The 19,353-nt window shown below is 72.6% G+C and carries 17 protein-coding genes; 5 read left to right on the forward strand and 12 right to left on the reverse strand.

Going from position 1 to position 19,353, the window contains the following annotated elements; translation table 11 throughout:
- Nucleotides 1-6: 6 nt before the first annotated feature.
- The 4 genes from IE200_RS16570 to IE200_RS16585 form a co-directional block, all read right to left on the reverse strand.
- Nucleotides 7-1,050, reverse strand: a complete 1,044-nt coding sequence (locus IE200_RS16570) for a quinone-dependent dihydroorotate dehydrogenase (RefSeq protein WP_191280587.1) — start codon at nucleotides 1,048-1,050, stop codon at nucleotides 7-9.
- A gap of 1 nt (nucleotide 1,051) precedes the next feature.
- Nucleotides 1,052-4,384, reverse strand: a complete 3,333-nt coding sequence (gene carB / locus IE200_RS16575; RefSeq protein WP_191280588.1) for a carbamoyl-phosphate synthase large subunit — start codon at nucleotides 4,382-4,384, stop codon at nucleotides 1,052-1,054.
- A 1-nt stretch (nucleotide 4,385) separates the two neighbouring features.
- Nucleotides 4,386-5,519: a glutamine-hydrolyzing carbamoyl-phosphate synthase small subunit gene (carA, locus tag IE200_RS16580; protein WP_191280589.1), complete on the reverse strand. Its 1,134-nt coding sequence runs from the start codon at nucleotides 5,517-5,519 to the stop codon at nucleotides 4,386-4,388.
- Between the two features lie 130 nt (nucleotides 5,520-5,649).
- Nucleotides 5,650-7,299: an ABC-F family ATP-binding cassette domain-containing protein gene (locus tag IE200_RS16585; protein WP_229856693.1), complete on the reverse strand. Its 1,650-nt coding sequence runs from the start codon at nucleotides 7,297-7,299 to the stop codon at nucleotides 5,650-5,652.
- 180 nt (nucleotides 7,300-7,479) lie between these two features.
- On the opposite strand from IE200_RS16585, the gene IE200_RS16590 reads away from it, so the two are divergent.
- A complete protein-coding gene (locus IE200_RS16590) occupies nucleotides 7,480-8,715 on the forward strand; it encodes an acetyl-CoA hydrolase/transferase family protein (RefSeq protein ID WP_191280590.1) in 1,236 nt (411 codons plus the stop codon).
- Between the two features lie 28 nt (nucleotides 8,716-8,743).
- Here the strand turns inward: IE200_RS16590 and IE200_RS16595 are convergent, their stop codons facing one another.
- A complete protein-coding gene (locus IE200_RS16595; protein WP_191280591.1) occupies nucleotides 8,744-8,920 on the reverse strand; it encodes a VOC family protein in 177 nt (58 codons plus the stop codon).
- Between the two features lie 32 nt (nucleotides 8,921-8,952).
- Between IE200_RS16595 and IE200_RS16600 the strand changes: the two genes are divergently transcribed.
- Both IE200_RS16600 and IE200_RS16605 read left to right on the forward strand, forming a co-directional pair.
- Nucleotides 8,953-9,684: a VOC family protein gene (locus IE200_RS16600; RefSeq protein ID WP_191280592.1), complete on the forward strand. Its 732-nt coding sequence runs from the start codon at nucleotides 8,953-8,955 to the stop codon at nucleotides 9,682-9,684.
- A gap of 46 nt (nucleotides 9,685-9,730) precedes the next feature.
- A complete protein-coding gene (locus IE200_RS16605) occupies nucleotides 9,731-10,369 on the forward strand; it encodes a DUF3060 domain-containing protein (protein WP_191280593.1) in 639 nt (212 codons plus the stop codon).
- 6 nt (nucleotides 10,370-10,375) lie between these two features.
- Here the strand turns inward: IE200_RS16605 and IE200_RS16610 are convergent, their stop codons facing one another.
- The 5 genes from IE200_RS16610 to IE200_RS16630 form a co-directional block, all read right to left on the reverse strand.
- Nucleotides 10,376-10,918, reverse strand: a complete 543-nt coding sequence (locus IE200_RS16610; protein WP_191280594.1) for an isochorismatase family protein — start codon at nucleotides 10,916-10,918, stop codon at nucleotides 10,376-10,378.
- Nucleotides 10,915-12,204 carry a dihydroorotase gene (locus tag IE200_RS16615; RefSeq protein ID WP_191280595.1) on the reverse strand — a complete coding sequence of 430 codons (1,290 nt, stop codon included), beginning with the start codon at nucleotides 12,202-12,204 and terminating at the stop codon, nucleotides 10,915-10,917. The genes IE200_RS16610 and IE200_RS16615 overlap by 4 nt, the downstream gene beginning before the upstream one ends.
- Nucleotides 12,204-13,142, reverse strand: a complete 939-nt coding sequence (locus IE200_RS16620) for an aspartate carbamoyltransferase catalytic subunit (RefSeq protein WP_191280596.1) — start codon at nucleotides 13,140-13,142, stop codon at nucleotides 12,204-12,206. Before IE200_RS16620 ends, IE200_RS16615 begins: the two co-directional genes overlap by 1 nt.
- Nucleotides 13,139-13,708 (reverse strand): bifunctional pyr operon transcriptional regulator/uracil phosphoribosyltransferase PyrR, encoded by a 570-nt coding sequence (pyrR, locus tag IE200_RS16625; protein WP_191280597.1) that lies wholly within the window; start codon nucleotides 13,706-13,708, stop codon nucleotides 13,139-13,141. The genes IE200_RS16620 and pyrR overlap by 4 nt, the downstream gene beginning before the upstream one ends.
- A 159-nt stretch (nucleotides 13,709-13,867) precedes the next feature.
- Nucleotides 13,868-15,148: an acetyl-CoA C-acetyltransferase gene (locus IE200_RS16630; protein WP_191280598.1), complete on the reverse strand. Its 1,281-nt coding sequence runs from the start codon at nucleotides 15,146-15,148 to the stop codon at nucleotides 13,868-13,870.
- A gap of 142 nt (nucleotides 15,149-15,290) precedes the next feature.
- On the opposite strand from IE200_RS16630, the gene IE200_RS16635 reads away from it, so the two are divergent.
- Together IE200_RS16635 and IE200_RS16640 are read left to right on the forward strand one after the other, a co-directional pair.
- Complete coding sequence (locus IE200_RS16635) at nucleotides 15,291-16,625, forward strand: 3-oxoacyl-ACP reductase (protein WP_191280599.1); 1,335 nt, start codon at nucleotides 15,291-15,293, stop codon at nucleotides 16,623-16,625.
- The gene (locus tag IE200_RS16640; protein ID WP_191280600.1) at nucleotides 16,625-17,500 is read left to right on the forward strand and encodes a MaoC/PaaZ C-terminal domain-containing protein; all 876 of its coding nucleotides are present in this window, start codon (nucleotides 16,625-16,627) and stop codon (nucleotides 17,498-17,500) included. The genes IE200_RS16635 and IE200_RS16640 overlap by 1 nt, the downstream gene beginning before the upstream one ends.
- On the opposite strand, the gene IE200_RS16645 is transcribed toward IE200_RS16640, so the two are convergent.
- Both IE200_RS16645 and IE200_RS16650 read right to left on the reverse strand, forming a co-directional pair.
- The gene (locus IE200_RS16645) at nucleotides 17,497-18,363 is read right to left on the reverse strand and encodes an acyl-CoA thioesterase (protein WP_191280601.1); all 867 of its coding nucleotides are present in this window, start codon (nucleotides 18,361-18,363) and stop codon (nucleotides 17,497-17,499) included. The genes IE200_RS16640 and IE200_RS16645 overlap by 4 nt on opposite strands.
- Nucleotides 18,363-19,310: a proteasome assembly chaperone family protein gene (locus tag IE200_RS16650; RefSeq protein WP_191280602.1), complete on the reverse strand. Its 948-nt coding sequence runs from the start codon at nucleotides 19,308-19,310 to the stop codon at nucleotides 18,363-18,365. Before IE200_RS16650 ends, IE200_RS16645 begins: the two co-directional genes overlap by 1 nt.
- Nucleotides 19,311-19,353: the final 43 nt, after the last annotated feature.

Raw genomic sequence — 19,353 nt, forward strand, 5'->3', positions numbered from 1 at the left:
CGCTCCTCAGCCATCCGTGGTGAGCCCCCGCACGATGCCCGTGACCATTCGCTGCGGCCACAGCGGACCCTCGTACACGAAGGCGGTGTAGCCCTGCAGCAGGTCGGCACCGGCCGCCAGCCGGCGGCGGGCGTCGTCGACGGTCGTGATGCCACCGACGCCGACGAGCACCAGGCCCGGTCCGACCCGCGTGCGCAGTGCGCGTACGACGTCCTCCGAGCGCTTTGTCAGGGGCCGTCCGCTCAGCCCGCCGGCCCCGATGGCGGCGACCTTCTCGGCGGGGGTCGCGAGGCCCTCGCGGCTGGTCGTGGTGTTGGTGGCGATGATGCCGTCGAGGCCGCTCGACAGGGCGAGGTCGGCCACCGCGAGGACGTCGTCGTCGCTGAGGTCGGGCGCGATCTTGACCAGCAGCGGGACCCGGTGGTCGGGGCGGACCTCGTCGGCCCGGCGGCGGACCGCGGCGAGGATCGGCTCGAGCTTCTCCACGGCCTGCAGGTTGCGCAGGCCCGGGGTGTTGGGCGAGGAGACGTTGACGACGAGGTAGTCGGCGTGGGGTGCGAGCAGCCCGGCCGACTTCTCGTAGTCGCGCACGGCCTCGTCCTCGGGCACCACCTTGGACTTGCCGATGTTGACGCCGAGGATCGTGCTGCGGCCGGTGGCGCGCCACGCCGCGAGCCTGCGCGCCACGACCTCGGCACCGTCGTTGTTGAAGCCCATCCGGTTGACGATCGCGCGGTCGTCGGTGAGCCGGAACAGCCGCGGCCGCGGGTTGCCGGGCTGGGCCTCACCCGTGACCGTGCCGATCTCGACGTGCCCGAAGCCGAGCGCCGCGAGCGCGTCGATCCCGACGGCGTTCTTGTCGAAGCCGGCCGCCAGCCCGAGCGGGTGCGGGAAGGTCAGCCCGAGGGCGCGCACGGGCGCCGACGGAACCCGTACGACCCGGCCCGTCACAGGGCCCGCCGCCCGGATCGCCCGGAACGCCGCGTGGTGGATGCGCTCGGGGTCGACCCGGGTCAGGACCTGGTCGAAGACGACGTCGTAGGGCCGCACGTCACGCGTCCCGGTCGCCGGCGGGGTTGAGGTGGGCCGCCCAGTCCTGCAGCGACCGCACCCCGATCTCGCCGCGCCGCATCGCCTCCAGGCCCTGCACGGCGGCGCCGAGGCCCTGGATCGTGGTGATGCACGGGATGTCGGTGAGGACCGCGGCGGTGCGGATGTCGTAGCCGTCCGCGCGCGGCGAGCCGCCGCTGGTGGCACCGTGCGGCGTGTTGATCACCAGGTCGACCTCGCGGTCGCGGATCAGCCCCACGATCGTGCGCTCCCCGTCGGGGCCCTCGCCCTCGGACTGCTTGCGGACCACCGTCGCCTCCACGCCGTTGCGGCGCAGGACCTCGGCGGTGCCGGCGGTCGCGAGGATCTCGAAGCCCATGTCGGCGATCTGACGCACCGGGAAGATCATGTGCCGCTTGTCGCGGTTGGCGACCGACACGAAGACCGTGCCCGAGAGCGGCAGCGACCCGTACGCCGCGGCCTGGGCCTTGGCGAAGGCGGTGCCGAAGAACGCGTCGAAGCCCATCACCTCTCCGGTGGAGCGCATCTCCGGGCCGAGCAGCGCGTCGACGGTGCGCCCGTCCGCGGTCTTGAAGCGGTCGAACGGCATGACCGCCTCCTTGACCGCGATCGGCGACCCGTCGGCGAGGTGCCCGCCGTCGCCCTCGGCGGGCAGGACACCCGCCGCGCGGAGCTCGGCGATGCTCTCGCCGAGCATCACCCGGGCCGCCGCCTTGGCCAGCGGCGTGGCCGTGGCCTTGGAGACGAACGGCACGGTGCGCGAGGCCCGCGGGTTGGCCTCGAGCACGTAGAGCACGTCGGAGGCCAGGGCGTACTGGATGTTGAGCAGCCCGCGCACGTCCAGGCCTCGCGCGATCGCCTCGGTCGATCGCCGGATCCGCTCGATCTCCTCGCGGCCGAGGGTGATGGGCGGGAGGGCGCAGGAGGAGTCGCCGGAGTGGATGCCGGCCTCCTCGATGTGCTCCATCACGCCGCCGAGGAAGAGCTCCTCGCCGTCGAAGATGGCGTCGACGTCGATCTCGACCGCGTCGTCGAGGAACCGGTCGACCAGCACCGGCTGGCGCTCGTTGATCAGGCCGTTGGCGACGTACTTCTCCAGGTAGGCCTCGAGCGCGGCGTCGTCGTAGACGATCTCCATGCCGCGACCGCCCAGGACGTACGAGGGCCGCACGAGCACGGGGTAGCCGATCTCGTGGGCGATGCGCTGCGCCTGCGGGTACGACGTGGCCGTGCCGTGCTTGGGCGCGGGCAGGCCCGCGTCGGCCAGGACGCGACCGAACGCGCCCCGCTCCTCGGCGAGGTGGATCGCCTCGGGGGTGGTGCCGACGATCGGGACGCCCGCGTCGGCGAGGCCCTGGGCCAGGCCGAGGGGCGTCTGGCCGCCGAGCTGGCACACCACGCCCGCGACCGGGCCGGCCTGCTGCTCGGCGTGGACGATCTCGAGCACGTCCTCGAGCGTGAGCGGCTCGAAGTAGAGCCGGTCGGAGGTGTCGTAGTCGGTGCTCACCGTCTCCGGGTTGCAGTTGACCATGATCGTCTCGTAGCCGGCCTCGGCCAGCGCGAGCGAGGCGTGCACGCACGAGTAGTCGAACTCGATGCCCTGGCCGATGCGGTTGGGGCCCGAGCCGAGGATGATCACGGCCTCCTTGCCCTCCGCGCGCGGCTGCACCTCGGTCTCCTCGTCGTAGGAGGAGTAGTGGTAGGGCGTGCGGGCGGCGAACTCGGCGGCACAGGTGTCGACGGTCTTGAAGACCGGCCGGATGCCGAGCGCGTGCCGCACCCCGCGCACGACGTCGGCGGACAGCCCGCGGATCTTGCCGACCTGCTCGTCGGAGAAGCCGTGGCGCTTGGCAAGCCGCAGCAGCTCCGGGGTGAGCTCGGGGGCCTCGATGAGCTGGACCGCGACCTCGTTGATCAGCGCGAGCTGGTCGACGAACCACGGGTCGATCCTCGTCGCCTCGAAGATCTCCTCGGGCGTGGCGCCGGCACGGATGGCGTCCATGACCTTCTTGAGCCGGCCGTCGTGCGGGACCTTGATCGCCTCGAGGAGCTCGGCCTTGTCGAGCTCGACGAACTCCTTGTGCCAGTCGAAGGGCGCATGCTTGCTCTCCAGCGAGCGGAGCGACTTCTGCAGCGCCTCGGTGAAGTTGCGTCCGATGGCCATCGCCTCGCCGACCGACTTCATGTGCGTGGTCAGCGTCGGGTCGGCCTCAGGGAACTTCTCGAAGGCGAAGCGGGGCACCTTCACCACGACGTAGTCCAGGCTCGGCTCGAAGGAGGCCGGGGTCTCCTGGGTGATGTCGTTGCGGATCTCGTCGAGGGTGTAGCCGATGGCCACCTTGGCGGCGATCTTCGCGATCGGGAAGCCGGTGGCCTTCGAGGCGAGCGCCGAGGACCTCGACACCCGCGGGTTCATCTCGATGACGATGAGCCGGCCGTCGGCGGGGTTCACGGCGTACTGGATGTTGCAGCCGCCGGTGTCCACGCCGACCGCGCGGATGATGGCGATCGCGAGGTCGCGCATCTTCTGGTACTCGCGGTCGGTGAGCGTCATCGCGGGCGCGACGGTGATCGAGTCGCCGGTGTGCACGCCCATCGGGTCGAGGTTCTCGATGGAGCACACGATCACGCTGTTGTCGGCGCCGTCGCGCATCACCTCGAGCTCGTACTCCTTCCACCCGAGGATCGACTCCTCGAGGAGCACCTCGGTGGTCGGGCTCGCCGCGAGGCCGGCGCCGCCGATGCGGCGCAGGTCCGCCTCGTCGTAGGCCATGCCGGACCCGGTGCCGCCCATCGTGAACGACGGTCGGACCACCATCGGGTAGCCGAGGTCGTCGGCCGCCGCGAGCAGGTCGTCCATCGAGTGGCAGATGACGCTGCGGGCAGACTCGCCGCCGAGCTCCTCCACGATCTTCTTGAACTGCTGGCGGTTCTCGCCGCGCTCGATGGCCTCGATGGACGCACCGATCAGCTCGACGCCGTACTTCTCGAGCACGCCGGCCTTGTCGAGGGCCATCGCGCAGTTGAGGGCCGTCTGGCCGCCGAGGGTCGCGAGCAGCGCGTCGGGGCGCTCCTTGGCGATGACCTTCTCGACGTAGTCCGGCGTGATCGGCTCGACGTAGGTCGCGTCGGCGAACTCGGGGTCGGTCATGATCGTGGCGGGATTGGAGTTCACCAGGATGACCCGCAGGCCCTCCTGGCGCAGCACGCGGCACGCCTGGGTGCCGGAGTAGTCGAACTCGCAGGCCTGACCGATGATGATCGGCCCGGAGCCGATGACCAGGACGCTCTGGATGTCGGTGCGCTTGGGCATGTCAGGCGTCCTTCCGGTCGGTCATCAGGTCGCAGAAGCGGTCGAAGAGGTAGGCCGCGTCGTGCGGCCCGGCCGCGGCCTCGGGGTGGTACTGCACGGAGAACGAGGCCAGCGCGCCGTCGGCGTCGCGCAGCTCGAGGCCCTCGACGACGTCGTCGTTGAGGCAGACGTGACTGACGGCGACCTCGCCGAACTCGGTGGTCGTGGTGCCCTCGAGGGGCGCGTCGACGGCGAACCCGTGGTTGTGCGCGGTCACCTCCACCTTGCCGGTGGTGCGGTCCATCACCGGTTGGTTGATGCCGCGGTGGCCGTACTTGAGCTTGTAGGTGCCGAAGCCGAGCGCGCGGCCGAAGAGCTGGTTGCCGAAGCAGATCCCGAAGTAGGGGATGCCGGCGCGCAGCGCGCCCCTCAGCAGCTCGACCTGACCGGTGGTCGCGGCCGGGTCGCCGGGCCCGTTGGAGAAGAAGAGCCCGTCGGGCCCGACCGCCTGCACGTCCTCGAGCGTCGCCGTGGCGGGCAGCACGTGCACCTCGATGCCGCGCTCGCTCATCATCCGCGGGGTGTTGGACTTGATGCCGAGGTCGACGGCCGCGACCGTGAAGCGCTTGGTGCCCTGCGCAGGGACGACGTACGCCTCGCGGGTGCTCACCGCCTCGCTCAGGTTGGCGCCGGTCATCTCCCCCGACGCCAGGACCCGCTCCAGCAGCCGTTGCGGGTCGGTCTCGGTCGTCGAGATCCCGACGCGCATCGCGCCGCGCTCACGCAGGTGGCGGGTCAGCGCGCGGGTGTCGACGCCGCTGATCCCCACCACGCCCTGGTCGCGCAGGTCGTCGTCGAGGGTGCGCACGCTGCGCCAGCTGGACGGGACCCGGGCGGGGTCGCGCACGACGTAGCCGGCCACCCAGATGCGCGAGGACTCGGTGTCCTCGTCGTTCATCCCCGTGTTGCCCACGTGCGGGGCCGTCATGACGACGACCTGGCGGTGGTAGCTGGGGTCGGTCAGCGTCTCCTGGTAGCCGGACATGCCGGTCGAGAAGACGGCCTCGCCGAAGGTCTCACCCTCGGCTCCGAAGGACTCACCGCGAAAGGAGCGCCCGTCCTCGAGGACCAAGAGCGCAGGGGCATGCAGAGCCATGCCGTACCTCCTTCTCCGCCTCACGGGGCGGATCGTTAAAGGATGTTCGAGCCGCCGCCGACCCTACCAGCGACACCGAGCTCCACGGGCATCGGTCCACGCCGCGTCACCACCTGCGTCACCGCCTGCCTCACCATGGGTCCAGGCGCAGCTCGGGGCCCTCCCAACGTCGCCGCAGCCACCGGTCGTGCGAGGCGAGGACCACCCCACCCGGGGAGGAGGCGAGCGCCTCCTCGAGCTCGCCGGCGAGGGCGAGCGAGACGTGGTTGGTCGGCTCGTCGAGCAGCAACAGGTCGGGCGCCGCGGCGATCGCGACGGCGAGTCCGAGCCGGCGGCGCTGCCCGACCGACAGGCTGCCGACCGGCGTGCGGTGCTCGCGCGGGTGCAGGAGCCCGAGGTCCCGCAGCCGCGGCGGGTCGGCGAGCCCGCGCACCGCGCGGTCGTACGTCTCGAGCGCGGACCGCGACGGGTGGGTGGCCTCGGGGTCCTGGGCGAGCTCGCGCACCGAGCGCGCCGACACCTGGACCGATCCCGCGGTCGGCGCCAGCCGACCGGCGAGCACGCCGAGCAGCGTCGACTTCCCCGACCCGTTGGGCCCGGTGAGCAGCAGGTGGTCGCCGGCGTCCAGGTCGAGTCGGTCCAGCCGCACCCGGCCCTCGACCTCGACGGCGCGCGCCTGCACCAGCCGGCCGGTCCCGTGACCGGCCAGGTCCCCCCGGAACACCAGCGGGGCGGGCGGTTTGCGGACCTGCTCCCGCTCGGCGACCTCGAGCCGGCGACGGGCGTCCTTCTTGCGCCGCGACAGGGCCTTGGCGACCTTCTGGCCCTTCCCGAAGTAGATGAACTTGTCGCTGTCGCTCGGGGGCCGGTCGTGGGCGATCGCGTCGGTGCCGATCCTCGTCGCTGCCCGCAGCCGGCCGATCTCCTCCTGCTGCGCGGCGTACGTCTCCTCCCACCGCCGCCGGGAGTCGGCCCGCGCTGCCTCGTAGGCGCTCCAGCCGCCACCGAAGCGCCGGCCGCCGCTGCCGTCGGTCCCGAGGTCGCCGGCGTCGAGGTCCACCAGGTCGGTGCACACGTCGTCGAGCAGGACCCGGTCGTGGCTGGCGAGCACCACGACTCCCGACAGGTCGCGCAGGAAGTCGGTGAGCACCTCGACGGCGTCGTCGTCGAGGTGGTTGGTCGGTTCGTCGAGCAGCAGGCACGACGGGCGGGTGGTCATGATCGTGGCGAGGGCGAGCCGGGTGCGCTGGCCGCCGGACAGCGTGCCGACCAGGCGGCCTGGGGCGAGGTCTGCGAGGCCGAGCCGATCGGCGGCCAGACCCGCGCGGCGGTCGGCGTCCCACGCATCGTGGGCGAGCGCGAGCTCGAGCGCCCGCTCGTACGCCTCGTCCCCCTCGGCGGTCCCGACGCTGCCCGCGAGGCGCTCGACGTCGGCGACCGCCGTGCGCAGCGGGGCGAGCGCCAGGGCGAGCACCTCGGCGATCGTCGCCCGGTCCCGGAAGGGCGGTTCCTGGCCGAGGAGCACCAGGTCGTCGGGCACGCTGACCGAGCCGGAGACGCGCGCCTGGTCGGGGAGCCGGCCGGCGACGGCGCGCAGCAGGGTGGACTTGCCGACGCCGTTCTCGCCGACGAGGCCGATGCGACGACCTGGCTGGGCGAGCAGGTCGACGCCGCCGAGCACCGTGCGATCGGGGTAGGTCACCGCGAGACCGGTGACGACGAGCGGTGCGAGGCCGGCGCGGGCGGTGGGGGTGTTGCGGGTGGCGGAGGGGGCAGGCACGTGGACGTCCTTCACGATCAGGAGAGGGACTCGCCGGGCCTGTGGGCGCTCCGCCGTCGAAGGGGGCGCCGCCGCGGACGCGAGTCGGGTCAGTCCTGGATCCACATGATGACCAACAGCCTAGGCGCAGCGGGTCGGAGGGCCCAACGATTTTTCTCCGGCGACTGGCACGCTGTGCCCATGCACGTCGTCGACCTCGCCCGGGCCGTCACGGCCGTCCACCAGCACTGCGGTCCGATCGAGGTGCCGCGCGTCGTCACCAGCGGCAACTTCGCCTCGCCGATCACCCTGCTCGGCCCGCTCCTCGCCGAGCTGCCCGCCGTACGGCTCCACGCCCTCAACGCCCAGCCCGACCTGCCGCTCCACGACGGCGTGATCCCGGAGACGACCTTCGTCGGCCCCGGGTTCAGGCGTCACCCGCGCCTGTCGTACGTCCCGTGCCGCCTCTCGATGGTGCCGCGGCTCTTCAGCGGCCCGCTCGCCCCCGACGTGGTCGTCGTGCACACGACGCTGCCACGCGACGGGCAGGTGTCCCTCGGGCTGGAGGTCAACGTGCTGCCCGCAGCGATCGAGGCGGCCCGCGAGCGCGGCGCCCTGGTGGTCGCGCAGCTCAACCCGCGGATGCCGTGGACCTTCGGCGACGCGGTGCTGTCGGTCGACGACATCGACCTCGGCGTCGAGGTGGACGCGCCACTGACGACGCACGCCGCCCGTGCGCCCAGCGAGGACGCGCGGCTCATCGGCTCGCGGGTGGCCGCCGAGATCGCCGACGGCGCCACCCTGCAGGCGGGCATCGGCGAGGTCCCCGACGCGACGATCGCCGGGGTGCTCGAGCGCCGCGGCCTGAAGATCTGGACCGAGATGTTCAGCGACGGCGTCCTGGTCCTGGAGGAGGCCGGCGCGCTCGACCGCGGCACACCGGTGCGCACGTCCTTCGTCTTCGGGAGCCAGGAGCTCTACGACTGGGTGGACGACAACCCGCGGGTGCGGATGCTGCGCACCGAGACCACCAACTCGCCGGCCGAGATCGCCCAGCAGCCCGCGATGACCTCGATCAACACCGCCCTCCAGGTCGACCTCTTCGACCAGGCCAACGCGTCGCGGATCAACGCCCGGATCCACAGCGGCTTCGGCGGCCAGACCGACTTCACCGTCGGCGCCAGCCACTCCCCCGGCGGCCGGGCGTTCATGGCGCTGCGCAGCTGGCACCCCAAGGCCGACGTGTCGACCATCGTGCCGCTCGTCGACGAGCCGGTGACATCCTTCCAGCACGGCGCGGTCGTCACCGAGCAGGGCATCGCCTGGATGTGGGGACGCGACGAGCGCACCCAGGCGCGCAACCTCATCGAGCGCGCCGCGCACCCCAGCGTGCGCGACGACCTCTGGGAGGAGGCGCGGGCCCTCGGGCTCGCGTGATCGCGCGCATGGCCGAGGCAGGTCCGGCTCAGGCGACGAAGACGCAGAACACGTGCCCCGCCGGGCTGGCGTACGCGCGCAGCGGCTCCTCGGCGTCGTCGGTCCGGTCCAGCCGCAGCTCGCCGCCGAGGGACAGGACGCGCTCGTGGACGGCGTCGAGCACCGTGTGCTCGAGCAGCGGGACGACGGGCGGGAAGTCGTTCACCCCTCGACCCTATGTCGTGCCACCATCGCCGGATGACCGCGCGACCGGCCTGGATCCAGGTCTTCCTCGACACGCCTGCCGACCGCTTCGAGGACGCGGTGGCGTTCTGGTCCGCGGTGACGGGCGGGCGCCCTTCCGCGCGCCGCGGCGAGGGTGACCAGTTCCTCACCCTGGAGCCCCCGCAGGGCGCCGCCCACGTGAAGATGCAAGCCGTCGGCGCACGGGCCGGGGTGCACCTCGACCTCGACTCGGGGGACCGTCCTGCTGCCACCGAGCGGGCCCGAGAACTCGGGGCGACGACTGCTTGGACCTACCACGACGTCGAGGTGATGCGCTCCCCCGGAGGCTTCGTGTTCTGCCAGACGCTCGTCGAGGGCGAGCCGGAGCTCGTCCGGGACGGCTCCACGGTCCTCGACCAGGTCTGCCTCGACATCCCGGCCGCGCACTGGCAGGCCGAGGTGGCGTTCTGGGCGGCGCTCACCGGACGTGCACCCGAGGTCGGCCGGCGTCCCGAGCTCGTCCGCCTCGTCGAGGACGGGCAGCTGCGCCTGCTCCTCCAGCGACTCGGCGAGCAGGACGGACGGGTACGCGCCCACCCGGACCTCGCGTCCGCCGACCGCGTGTCCGACACCGACCGGCACCGGGCCCTCGGCGCCACGGTCATCGCCGCTCGCGACCACTGGACCGTCCTCGAGGCTCCCGGCGGTCAGGTCTACTGCCTCACCGACCGCGACCCCACGACGGGTCGCGCCCGAGGGGTGTGACTCATCCCACGGCGACGTCCGGCCCACGTCTGCGTACTGTCGGTATGTGAACTTCCGTGCCGCTGCCGCCGCCCTGGTCTCCGCACCGCTCCTCGCCCTGCCCGCCGCACCGGCGGGTGCCGTCGGGCTCACCGTCCCGGTGCAGTGCGAGGTCGGCTCGGAGACCGTGCTGGCGTGGGACGGCGTGGCCTACGACCTGCGCGGCACCTGCGGTGTCGTGCGGGTGACCGCCGACGACGCCACCGTCACGATGCCGTCGGCGACCCGGCTGGTCATCGAGGGCACCGGCAACGCCGTGGACGCGAGGCCGGTCTACGACCTGGTCGTTCTCGGCGCGGGCACGACCGTCAGCACCCCGTCCCTCACCTCTCTCGTCCTGGCCGGGGCCGGGTCGAGTGTCTCGGTCGCAGGAATCGTCGAGCGTGCCGAGCTCACCGGCACCGGGTCCTCGCTGACCGCCGACACGGTCAACGTGCTCCGGCTCCGCGGCACCGACGGCGTGACCGCACGCAAGGCCTACCGGGTCCGCATCACGGGGCAGGCGAACGCGCTGCGGTTGAAGCGGGCCGATCGGCTGGTGCTCACCGGGGACGCCAACGTCGTCACCGTCGCGCGCGGCCGTACGACGGTCCGCGACCGCGGCGAGGGCAACGTCCTCGACCTGCGTCGCCGCGAGCGCCGCTGACCCGCGTCACGTCCAGGCGACCTCGTCGAGGCTCTGCGGGAGCTCGACCGTGTCGCCGAGCGACCACTCGGCCACCCGCGCGACGAGTGCGGCCGGCACGGCTGCGCCACCTGCCTCGTCGGCCGGGATGTCGTACGTCGTGTGGCCCTCGCGGGGCAGCACCACCGCGTAGCCGCGGTCGAGGGCGCCGCGTGCAGTCGCCGCCACGCACATCTCCGACTGGATCCCGACGACGACCAGGCGGTCGGCACCCCACGACTGCAGCGTCTGGTGGAGGTCGGTGTCGCGGAAGCCGTCGTCCTCGGCCTTGGGCAGCACCGCCTCACCGTCAGCGACACCGAGTGCGAGCTCCCAGCCCTCCGAGCCCCGCCGGACAAGGGCCCCGGGTGCACTGCCGTCGTCCTGCAGGTGCACCACCGGGACGCCGGCAGCTCGGGCACGTCCGAGGAACTCGTCGATCCGGGCGGTGAACGCGGCGGCGCCGGAGACGGCCGCGCCACCCTCCACCAGCCCTCGCTGGACGTCCACCACCACGACCGCGGTCCTCACGACGAGAGGGCACCCGCCTGCGCCAGGGCCCCGTCGCGGACGGTGAGGCGCCCGGCGTACACCGTGTGCACCACCTGAGAGGTCAGCGCACGGCCGTGCCAGGGGTTGTTGCGCGAGAGCGAGGCGGAGGCGTCGCGGTCGACGGTGACCGTGGCGTCGGGGTCGACGAGCACGACATGGGCGGGGTTGCCCGGAGCGAGCGGCTGCCCCTGCCCGGCGAGGCCGGCGATCCGGGCCGGGGCCACCGACATGACCCGCGCGACGTCGGCCCACGACAGGTCGGGCAGGGCCGTACGGACGACGCCGAGCGCCGTCTCGAGGCCGAGCATCCCGAACGCCGCGTCGACGAACGCGTGTTCCTTGTCGTGGCGCGCGTGCGGGGCGTGGTCGGTGGCGACGGCGTCGATCGTGCCGTCGAGGAGCGCCGCACGCAGCGCCGCGACGTCCTCCTGCGGGCGCAGGGGCGGGTTGACCTTGTAGGTCGGGTCGTAGCCGGTGAGCAGGTCGGTCGTGAGGAGCAGGTGGTGCGGCGTCACCTCGGCCGTCACCGAGATGCCCTGGGCCTTGGCCCAGCGGATCACCTCGACCGACCCGGCCGTCGAGACGTGGGCGACGTGGACCCGCGACCCGGTGTGCCGGGCCAGCATGACGTCGCGCGCGACGACGACCTCCTCGGCGATCCCGGGCCAGCCGGGCAGGCCCAGGCGGCCGGACAGCTCGCCCTCGTGGCAGCACGCGGCCGGTCCGGCCAGGGACGGGTCCTGCGAGTGCTGCGAGACGACGCCGCCGAACGCCTTGACGTACTCCAGCGCCCGCCGCATGACGCGGGCGTCGTGGACGCACTTCCCGTCGTCGGAGAAGACGGTGACGCGGGCGCGGGAGCGGTGCATGAGGCCGAGCTCGGCGAGCTCCTCGCCGGCCAGGCCCCGGGTGACGGCGCCGACCGGCTGGACGTGCACGAGGCCCGCCTCGCGCCCGAGCTCCCACACGCGGGTCGCTGCCTCGGCGGTGTCGGTGACGGGACTGGTGTTGGCCATTGCCAGGACGGCGGTGTAGCCGCCCAGCGCGGCGGCCTGGGAGCCGGTCAGGATCGTCTCGGCGTCCTCACGTCCCGGCTCGCGCAGGTGCGTGTGCAGGTCGACGAGGCCCGGCAGCGCGACGAGACCCGAGGCGTCGACGGTCTCGGCGCCGGCCGGCGCTGCGTCGACGAACGTCCCGGTGTCGTCGACGAACAGGTCGACGGTCTCCTCGCCGAGCAGCGAGGCCCCCTTGATCACCAGCGACATCAGGCGACTCCTCCTTCGGACGATCCGGCGAGCAGGTGGTAGAGCACGGCCATCCGGATCGCGAGGCCGCTGGAGACCTGCTCCAGCACCACCGACTGGGCCGCGTCGGCGGCGTCGGCGGCGATCTCGAGGCCGCGGTTCATCGGTCCCGGGTGGCAGATCGGCACGTCGGGCTTGAGCAGGGCGAGCCGGTTGCGGGTCAGCCCGTAGCCCACGGTGTACTCGCGGGCGCTCGGGAAGAACGCACCCGACATCCGCTCGCGCTGGACGCGCAGCATCATCACCGCGTCGGCGTCGGGCAGCACGGAGTCCGCGTCGTACGACGTCTCGAACCCGGCCGCGGCAGACCACGCGGCGATGCCGCTCGGCATCAGCGTGGGCGGCGCCACCACCGTGACCCGCGCGCCCAGCCGGGTGAGGCACTGGACGTTGGACCGGAAGACCCTGCTGTGGGTGAGGTCGCCGATGATCGCGACGTGACGGCCCTCGAGCGAGCCGAGGTGGCGTTGGAGGGTGTAGGCGTCCAGCAGCGCCTGGGTGGGGTGCTCGTGCATGCCGTCGCCGGCGTTGATCACCGCCGCGTCGACCCACTGGCTGACCTGCACCGCGGCACCGCTCGCGGGGTGGCGGATCACCAGGCCGTCGACGCCCATCGCGCAGACGGTCAGCACGGTGTCGCGCAGGCTCTCACCCTTCGAGGCGCTCGAGCCCTTGGCGCTGACGTTGATCACGTCGGCGGAGAGCCACTTGCCGGCGATCTCGAAGGAGGAGCGGGTGCGCGTGGAGTCCTCGAAGAACATGTTGACGACCGTGCGCCCGCGCAGCGCGGGCAGCTTCTTGACCTCGCGGCCCTGCACGTCGTGCATGTCGGCGGCGGTCTCGAAGAGCTGGAGGATCTCGTCGGTCGACAGTTCGTCGATGGAGAGCAGGTGCTTCACGAGATCGTCACCTCGTCGGTGCCGTCGACCTCGCTGAGGCGCACGCTGACGCGCTCGGCGAGGGCGCTGGGCAGGTTCTTGCCGACGTGGTCGGCGCGGATCGGCAGCTCGCGGTGGCCGCGGTCGACGAGGACGGCGAGGCGTACGGCCGCCGGGCGACCGAGGTCGGCGAGCGCGTCGAGGGCGGCGCGGATCGTCCGGCCGGAGAACAGCACGTCGTCCACCAGCACGACGACCTTGCCGTCGATACCGGAGGGTGGCAGCGCCGTACGGTGGGCGCGCCGGGTGGGCTGCGAGCGCAGGTCGTCGCGGTACATCGTCACGTCGAGCTCGCCGACGGCGACCGGAGCGCCCTCGACGCTCGCGATCCGCTCGGCGATGCGCCGGGCCAGGGGCACGCCGCGGGTGTGCAGGCCGAGCAGCACCAGGTCGGTGGCGCCCTTGTTGCGCTCGAGCAGCTCGTGGGAGATCCGGGTCAGCGCCCGGGAGATGTCACGGGCGTCGAGCACGGTGCGGACCGCACGGTCGCTCGCGGGGTCGGGAACGGCTTCGTCGGGGGCAGGCATCTGCGCGCCGGACCTCCTTCTCCGCCTCACGGGACGGCTCGTTAAAGGATGTCGATCGGCCCTGACACTACAGGTGACCGGGCACTTCCTGCCCGTCAGGCACCTCGACCGGGCACCTCGTGCCCGTCAGCCTGGCGTGTATCGGCAGGAAGTGCCCGCTCAGCGCTCCAGGATCGCCACGACTCCCTGCCCGCCCGCGGCGCAGATCGAGACCAGCGCGCGGCCACCGCCCTTCTGGGCCAGCAGCTTCGCGGCGACCGGGAGGATCCGGCCACCGGTGGCGGCGAAGGGGTGCGCCGCCGCGAGCGAGGAGCCGTTGACGTTGAGCCGGTCGCGGTCGATCGCCCCCAGCGGCGCCTCGAGGCCCAGTCGCTGCTCGCAGAAGACCGGGTCCTCCCAGGCCGCGAGGGTCGCGAGCACCTGTGAGGCGAACGCCTCGTGGATCTCGTAGAAGTCGAAGTCCTGGAGGGTGAGCCCGTTGCGCTCCAGCATCCGCGGGACGGCGTACGCCGGCGCCATCAGCAGCCCCTCGTGGCCATTGACGTAGTCGACGGCGGCGGTCTCGGCGTCGACGAGGTGCGCCAGGACGGGGAGACCGCGCTCCTCGGCCCACTCGTCGCTCGAGAGCAGCACCGCGGAGGCGCCGTCGGACAGCGGCGTGCTGTTGCCGGCGGTCATCGTCGCAGCCGAACCCTTGCCGAAGACGGGCCTGAGCGCGGCGAGCTTCTCCACCGACGAGTCCGGGCGCATGTTGTTGTCGCGCTCGACGCCGCGGAAGGGTGTGACGAGGTCGTCGTGGAAGCCCTCGTCGTAGGACCGCGCGAGGTTGTGGTGCGAGCGGGCGGCGAGCTCGTCCTGGGCCTCACGCGTGATCCGCCACTCCAGCGCGGTCAGGGCGGCGTGCTCGCCCATCGAGAGCCTGGTGCGCGGCTCGCCGTTCTGCGGGACGTCGAGCCCGATGTCACCGGGGCGGATCGCGCCGAGCGCCTTGAGCCGCGAGACGGTGTCCTTGGCGGAGTTGACCTTCATGAGCTTGCGGCGGAGCTTGTCGCTGATCGCGACCGGGGCGTCCGAGGTGGTGTCGGTGCCGCCCGCGACGCCGACGTCGATGATGCCGAGCGCGATCTTGTTCGCCACCTGGATCGCCGCCTGGAGCCCGGTGCCGCAGGCCTGCTGGATGTCGGTGGCCGGTGTCTCGGGGGCCAGGCGCGAGCCGAGCACCGCTTCGCGGGTGAGGTTGAAGTCGCGCGAGTGCTTCAGCACCGCGCCGGCGACGACCTCGCCGAGCCGCTCGCCGCGCAGCTCGAAGCGGTCCACGAGCCCGTCGATGGCGGCGGTGAGCATCTCCTGGTTGGACACCCCGGCATAGACGGTGTTGCTCCGGGCGAACGGGATGCGGTTGCCGCCGAGGACGGCGACGTGACGAGTGGTGGGCTGCATGTCCATATCCTTGCCGGTGAGGTGCTCGGCGCCAACGGTATGAGGGCCACGTCACGAATGGTGGACTCCGAGTTGCACACCGAGTTGCATGTCTTCGAGCTGCATGTCTTCGTCCGCCATACGACCGGAAGGCCCCCACGTCATGAGCGATCGCTACCAGGACTTCGTGTCCACCTCCATCGGTCAGCTGCTGGTCAAGAACCTCGGACTGCCCAACCCGACCGCGCTCGAGCGCTGGTCCGGCGGCGACGTCCTGGTGGACGGGCTCGTCGTGATCGGCGGCGACGGCCGCCTCGGCGAGGCGCTGCCCACGACGCTCGACGGCCTCGGCATCGCCTCGACCCGCACGCTCGACGACGGCGCCCGCGCGAAGGCGCTCGTCTTCGACGCCACCGGCATCACCGACACCGCCGGGCTGGTGGCGCTCCACGAGTTCTTCACGCCCCTGATGCGCCGGCTCGAGACCTGCCCCCGGGTCGTGGTGCTCGGCACCCCGCCCGAGCAGCGCACCGGCTCCGAGCGCATCGCCCAGCGGGCCCTCGAGGGCTTCACCCGCAGCCTCGGCAAGGAGATCGGTCGGGGCGGCACCGTCCAGCTCGTGTACGTCGCGCCCGCCGCCGACGGCGCGATCGCCTCCACGCTCGCGTTCCTGCTCTCCCCCAAGTCGGCGTACGTCTCGGGGCAGGTCGTGCGGATCGGCGCCCACGGGGCGACGACCACCGACGAGGTGGCCGACTGGACCCGGCCGCTGGCCGGCAAGGTCGCCCTGGTCACCGGCGCGAGCCGCGGCATCGGCGAGGAGATCGCCCGCGTCCTGCACCGCGACGGCGCCACGGTCGTCGGCGTCGACGTGCCCCAGGCGGCGAGCGAGCTGCAAACCCTCATGGCCGAGCTCGACGGCGACCACCTCGTCCTCGACATCACCGCGAGCGACGCGCCGCAGCGCATCGCCCACCACCTGCGCCAGCACCACGGCGGCGTCGACGTCGTCGTGCACAACGCCGGCATCACCCGCGACAAGAAGCTCGCCAACATGGCCGCGGACCGCTGGGAGAGTGTCATCGCCGTCAACCTCACCGCCCCCGAGCTGATCACCCGCGAGCTCCTCGACGCCGGCGTCGTCAACGCGAGCGGCCGGATCGTCGGGGTCGCCTCGATCGCCGGGATCGCGGGCAACGTCGGGCAGACCAACTACGCCACCTCCAAGGCCGGTGTCATCGGCCTCGTGGAGAGCCTGCGCGAGGAGCTCGACGACGGCATCACGGTCAACGCCGTGGCCCCCGGCTTCATCATCACGCAGATGACCGCAGCCGTTCCGTTCGCCACCCGCGAGGTCGGCCAGCGCCTCAACGCGATGTCCCAGGGCGGCCTGCCCGTCGACGTCGCGGAGACGATCGCGTGGTTCGCCAGCGCCGGGTCGGGCGCCGTCAACGGCAACGTCGTACGCGTGTGCGGCCAGATGATGCTGGGCGCCTGATGAGCGGGACCAGGATCCTCCAGGACGAGCCCGGACGGCTCGCCACCCTGGTCCGCGTGGCGCTGCCCGTCGTCCCGGGCGTCAACCGGCTGCCGGGCGTGCGCAAGGTCCGGCCCGGCGACTTCGACGGGCTGACCTACCGGCGCGAGCACGCCGTGGTCGAGCGCGAGCGCGTCCAGGCGTACGCCGGCGTGTGCGGGTTCCCGCGCCGTGACGTCGTGCCGCTGACCTACCCGCACATGCTCGCCTTCCCCCTGCACGTCGCGATCATGGGCGACCCTGGTTTCCCCTACCCCGCGATCGGGATGGTGCACGTCGCCAACACGATCACCGCCCACCGTCCGGTCGCGGTCGGCGAGGAGCTCGCCGTGGCGACCACGGTCGGTGCGCCACGGCCCCACGCCCGCGGGGTCCTGCTCGACTTCGTGACCACGGTCGGCGCGGACGGCGAGACCGCCTGGGAGTCGACCTCGACCTACCTGCGCCGCGGCCGCACGATCGACGGTGAGGTCGCGCCCGGCCTGGTCGTGCCGGACCCGCCGACGGGGGGCGTCGAGTGGCGCCTACCGCCCGACCTGGGACGCACCTACGCAGCGGTCTCCGGCGACGCGAATCCGATCCACCTCTACGCGCTGACCGCGAAGGCGCTGGGCTTCCCCCGCCAGATCGCGCACGGCATGTGGACGCTGGCGCGCTCGGTCGCGGCGATCGAGAACCGGCTGCCCGATGCAGTGACGGTCGAGGCGGCGTTCAAGAAGCCGGTGCTGCTGCCGGGCACCGTCGCCTTCGCCGCGAGGGAGGACGACACGGGCTGGACGTTCGCGCTCACCGACCCGGTGGACGGGTCCCCCCACCTGGTGGGACGTACGTCCTAGCGACGCTCGTCGCGCAGCCGGATCAGACCTTCCTGGGCGACCGTGGCGACGAGCTCGCCGGACAGGGAGAACACCCGGGCGAGGGCGAGGCCACGGGCACCTCCGGCGAAGGGCGAGAACTGGTCGTAGAGCCACCACTCGTCGGCCCGGAAGGGTCGGTGGAACCAGATGGTGTGGTCGAGCGACGCCGGCTGGAGCCGCGGGGAGGCGATGTGGATGCCGTGCGGCACCAGCGCCGCGCCGAGCAGCGTGAGATCGCTGGCGTAGGTGAAGGCCGCCTGCTGGACGGTCGCGTCGTCGGCGAGCGTGCCGTCGACCTTGATCCACAGCCGCGCCCGGGCAGCGTGCTCGGGGTCCTCGGGAAGCCCCTGGCCGGTGATGCCCACGTGACGGATGTCGAGCGCGGCCCACTCGCGCTCCCAGTGCTCAGCGGCCTCCGGCCCGCGCTCACGCGCGAGGTCGACGAGCGGCATCCCCTGCTCAGGGGCCGGCACGTCAGGCATCCGGTCCTGGTGCTCCAGCCCGGCCTCGGGGACCTGGAAGTTGGCGGTCATGTAGTAGATCGGGCGCCCGTGCTGGCGGGCGGAGACCCTGCGGGTGACGAACGAACGGCCGTCGCGGATCCGCTCGACGTCGTAGACGATCGGCACGGCCGTGTCGCCCGGGCGCAGGAAGTAGGAGTGCAGCGAGTGCAGCACGAAGTCGCGGTCCACGCTGCGGGTCGCCGCGACGACGGCCTGCGCGGCCACCTGGCCGCCGAAGACACGCTGGCGCTCGGTGCGCGCCTGCGCGCCGCGGAACAGGTCGACCTCGAGGCGCTCAAGGTCGAGCAGGGTCGCGAGCTCGGCCGCGGAGCCGGCCATCAGCGGCCGTCCCAGCCGGAGGTGTCGTCGTCGCTGTCCTTGGGACGGTCGTCCAGATCGGCCAGGAACGCCTCGAAGGCGCTGCCGATCTCCTCCCCCGTGGGCAGCGGCTCGTCCCCGGCGAGGAGCGAGGACCCGTTGGCCTCGGCCTCGCGGAACGCGTCGTACTGCTGCTCCAGCCCGCGCACGACGTCGCCGACCTCGTCGTGGGTCGAGAGGTAGCGGTCGACCTCGGCCTCGGTGATCTCGGCCGCCTCGCGCAGCTCGCCGAGGTCGATGGTGAGGTGGCCGCCGATCTCGAGGTGCTCCAGCAGCACGAGTGCCGCCTGCGGGTACTCCATCTGGGCGAGGTAGTGGGGGATGTGCGCCACGAAGCCGAGGGCGTCGAGGCCCCACTCCCCCAGCCGCACCTCGAGCAGCGCCTGGGCGCTCGCCGGCACCCGCAGCTCGCCCTGCCACGGGCTCTCGCCGGGCACGAGCTCGGGGCGGTTGGCGTGCGGGGTGATCGCGATGGGTCGCGTGTGCGGGACCGCCATCGGCACCGCGCCGAGGCTCACCGTCCGGGACACGCCGAAGTGCTCGACGACCTCGCGCACGGCTCGGGCGAAGCCCTCCCACCGGGTGTCGGGCTCGGGGCCGGCGAGCAGCAGGAAGGGGGTGCCGCCGGTGTCGCGCAGCGCCCGGACGACCAGCCTGGGCGCCTCGTAGTCGGCGTAGCGGTCGCGGATGAACGTGATGGGCGGACGCCGGGCGCGGTAGTCATGCAGCGCGTCGACGTCGAAGGTCGCCACGACCTTGCCCTCGGACAGGTCGGCGAGGTGCGCGGCCGCGAGCTCGGCGGCCTTTCCGGCGTCGAGGAACCCGGTGAGCACGACCACCAGCGTGAGGTCACCGGCGTCGGCCAGCACCTCCGCGTCGTCGACGATGTGCACGAGTCGGTCCGCCATGTGCCCAGCGTAGGGCGTGCCCACGGGTGACCCGACACACACC

This window comes from Nocardioides flavus (ex Wang et al. 2016) (assembly GCF_014653115.1).
Lineage (GTDB): Bacteria > Actinomycetota > Actinomycetes > Propionibacteriales > Nocardioidaceae > Nocardioides > Nocardioides flavus.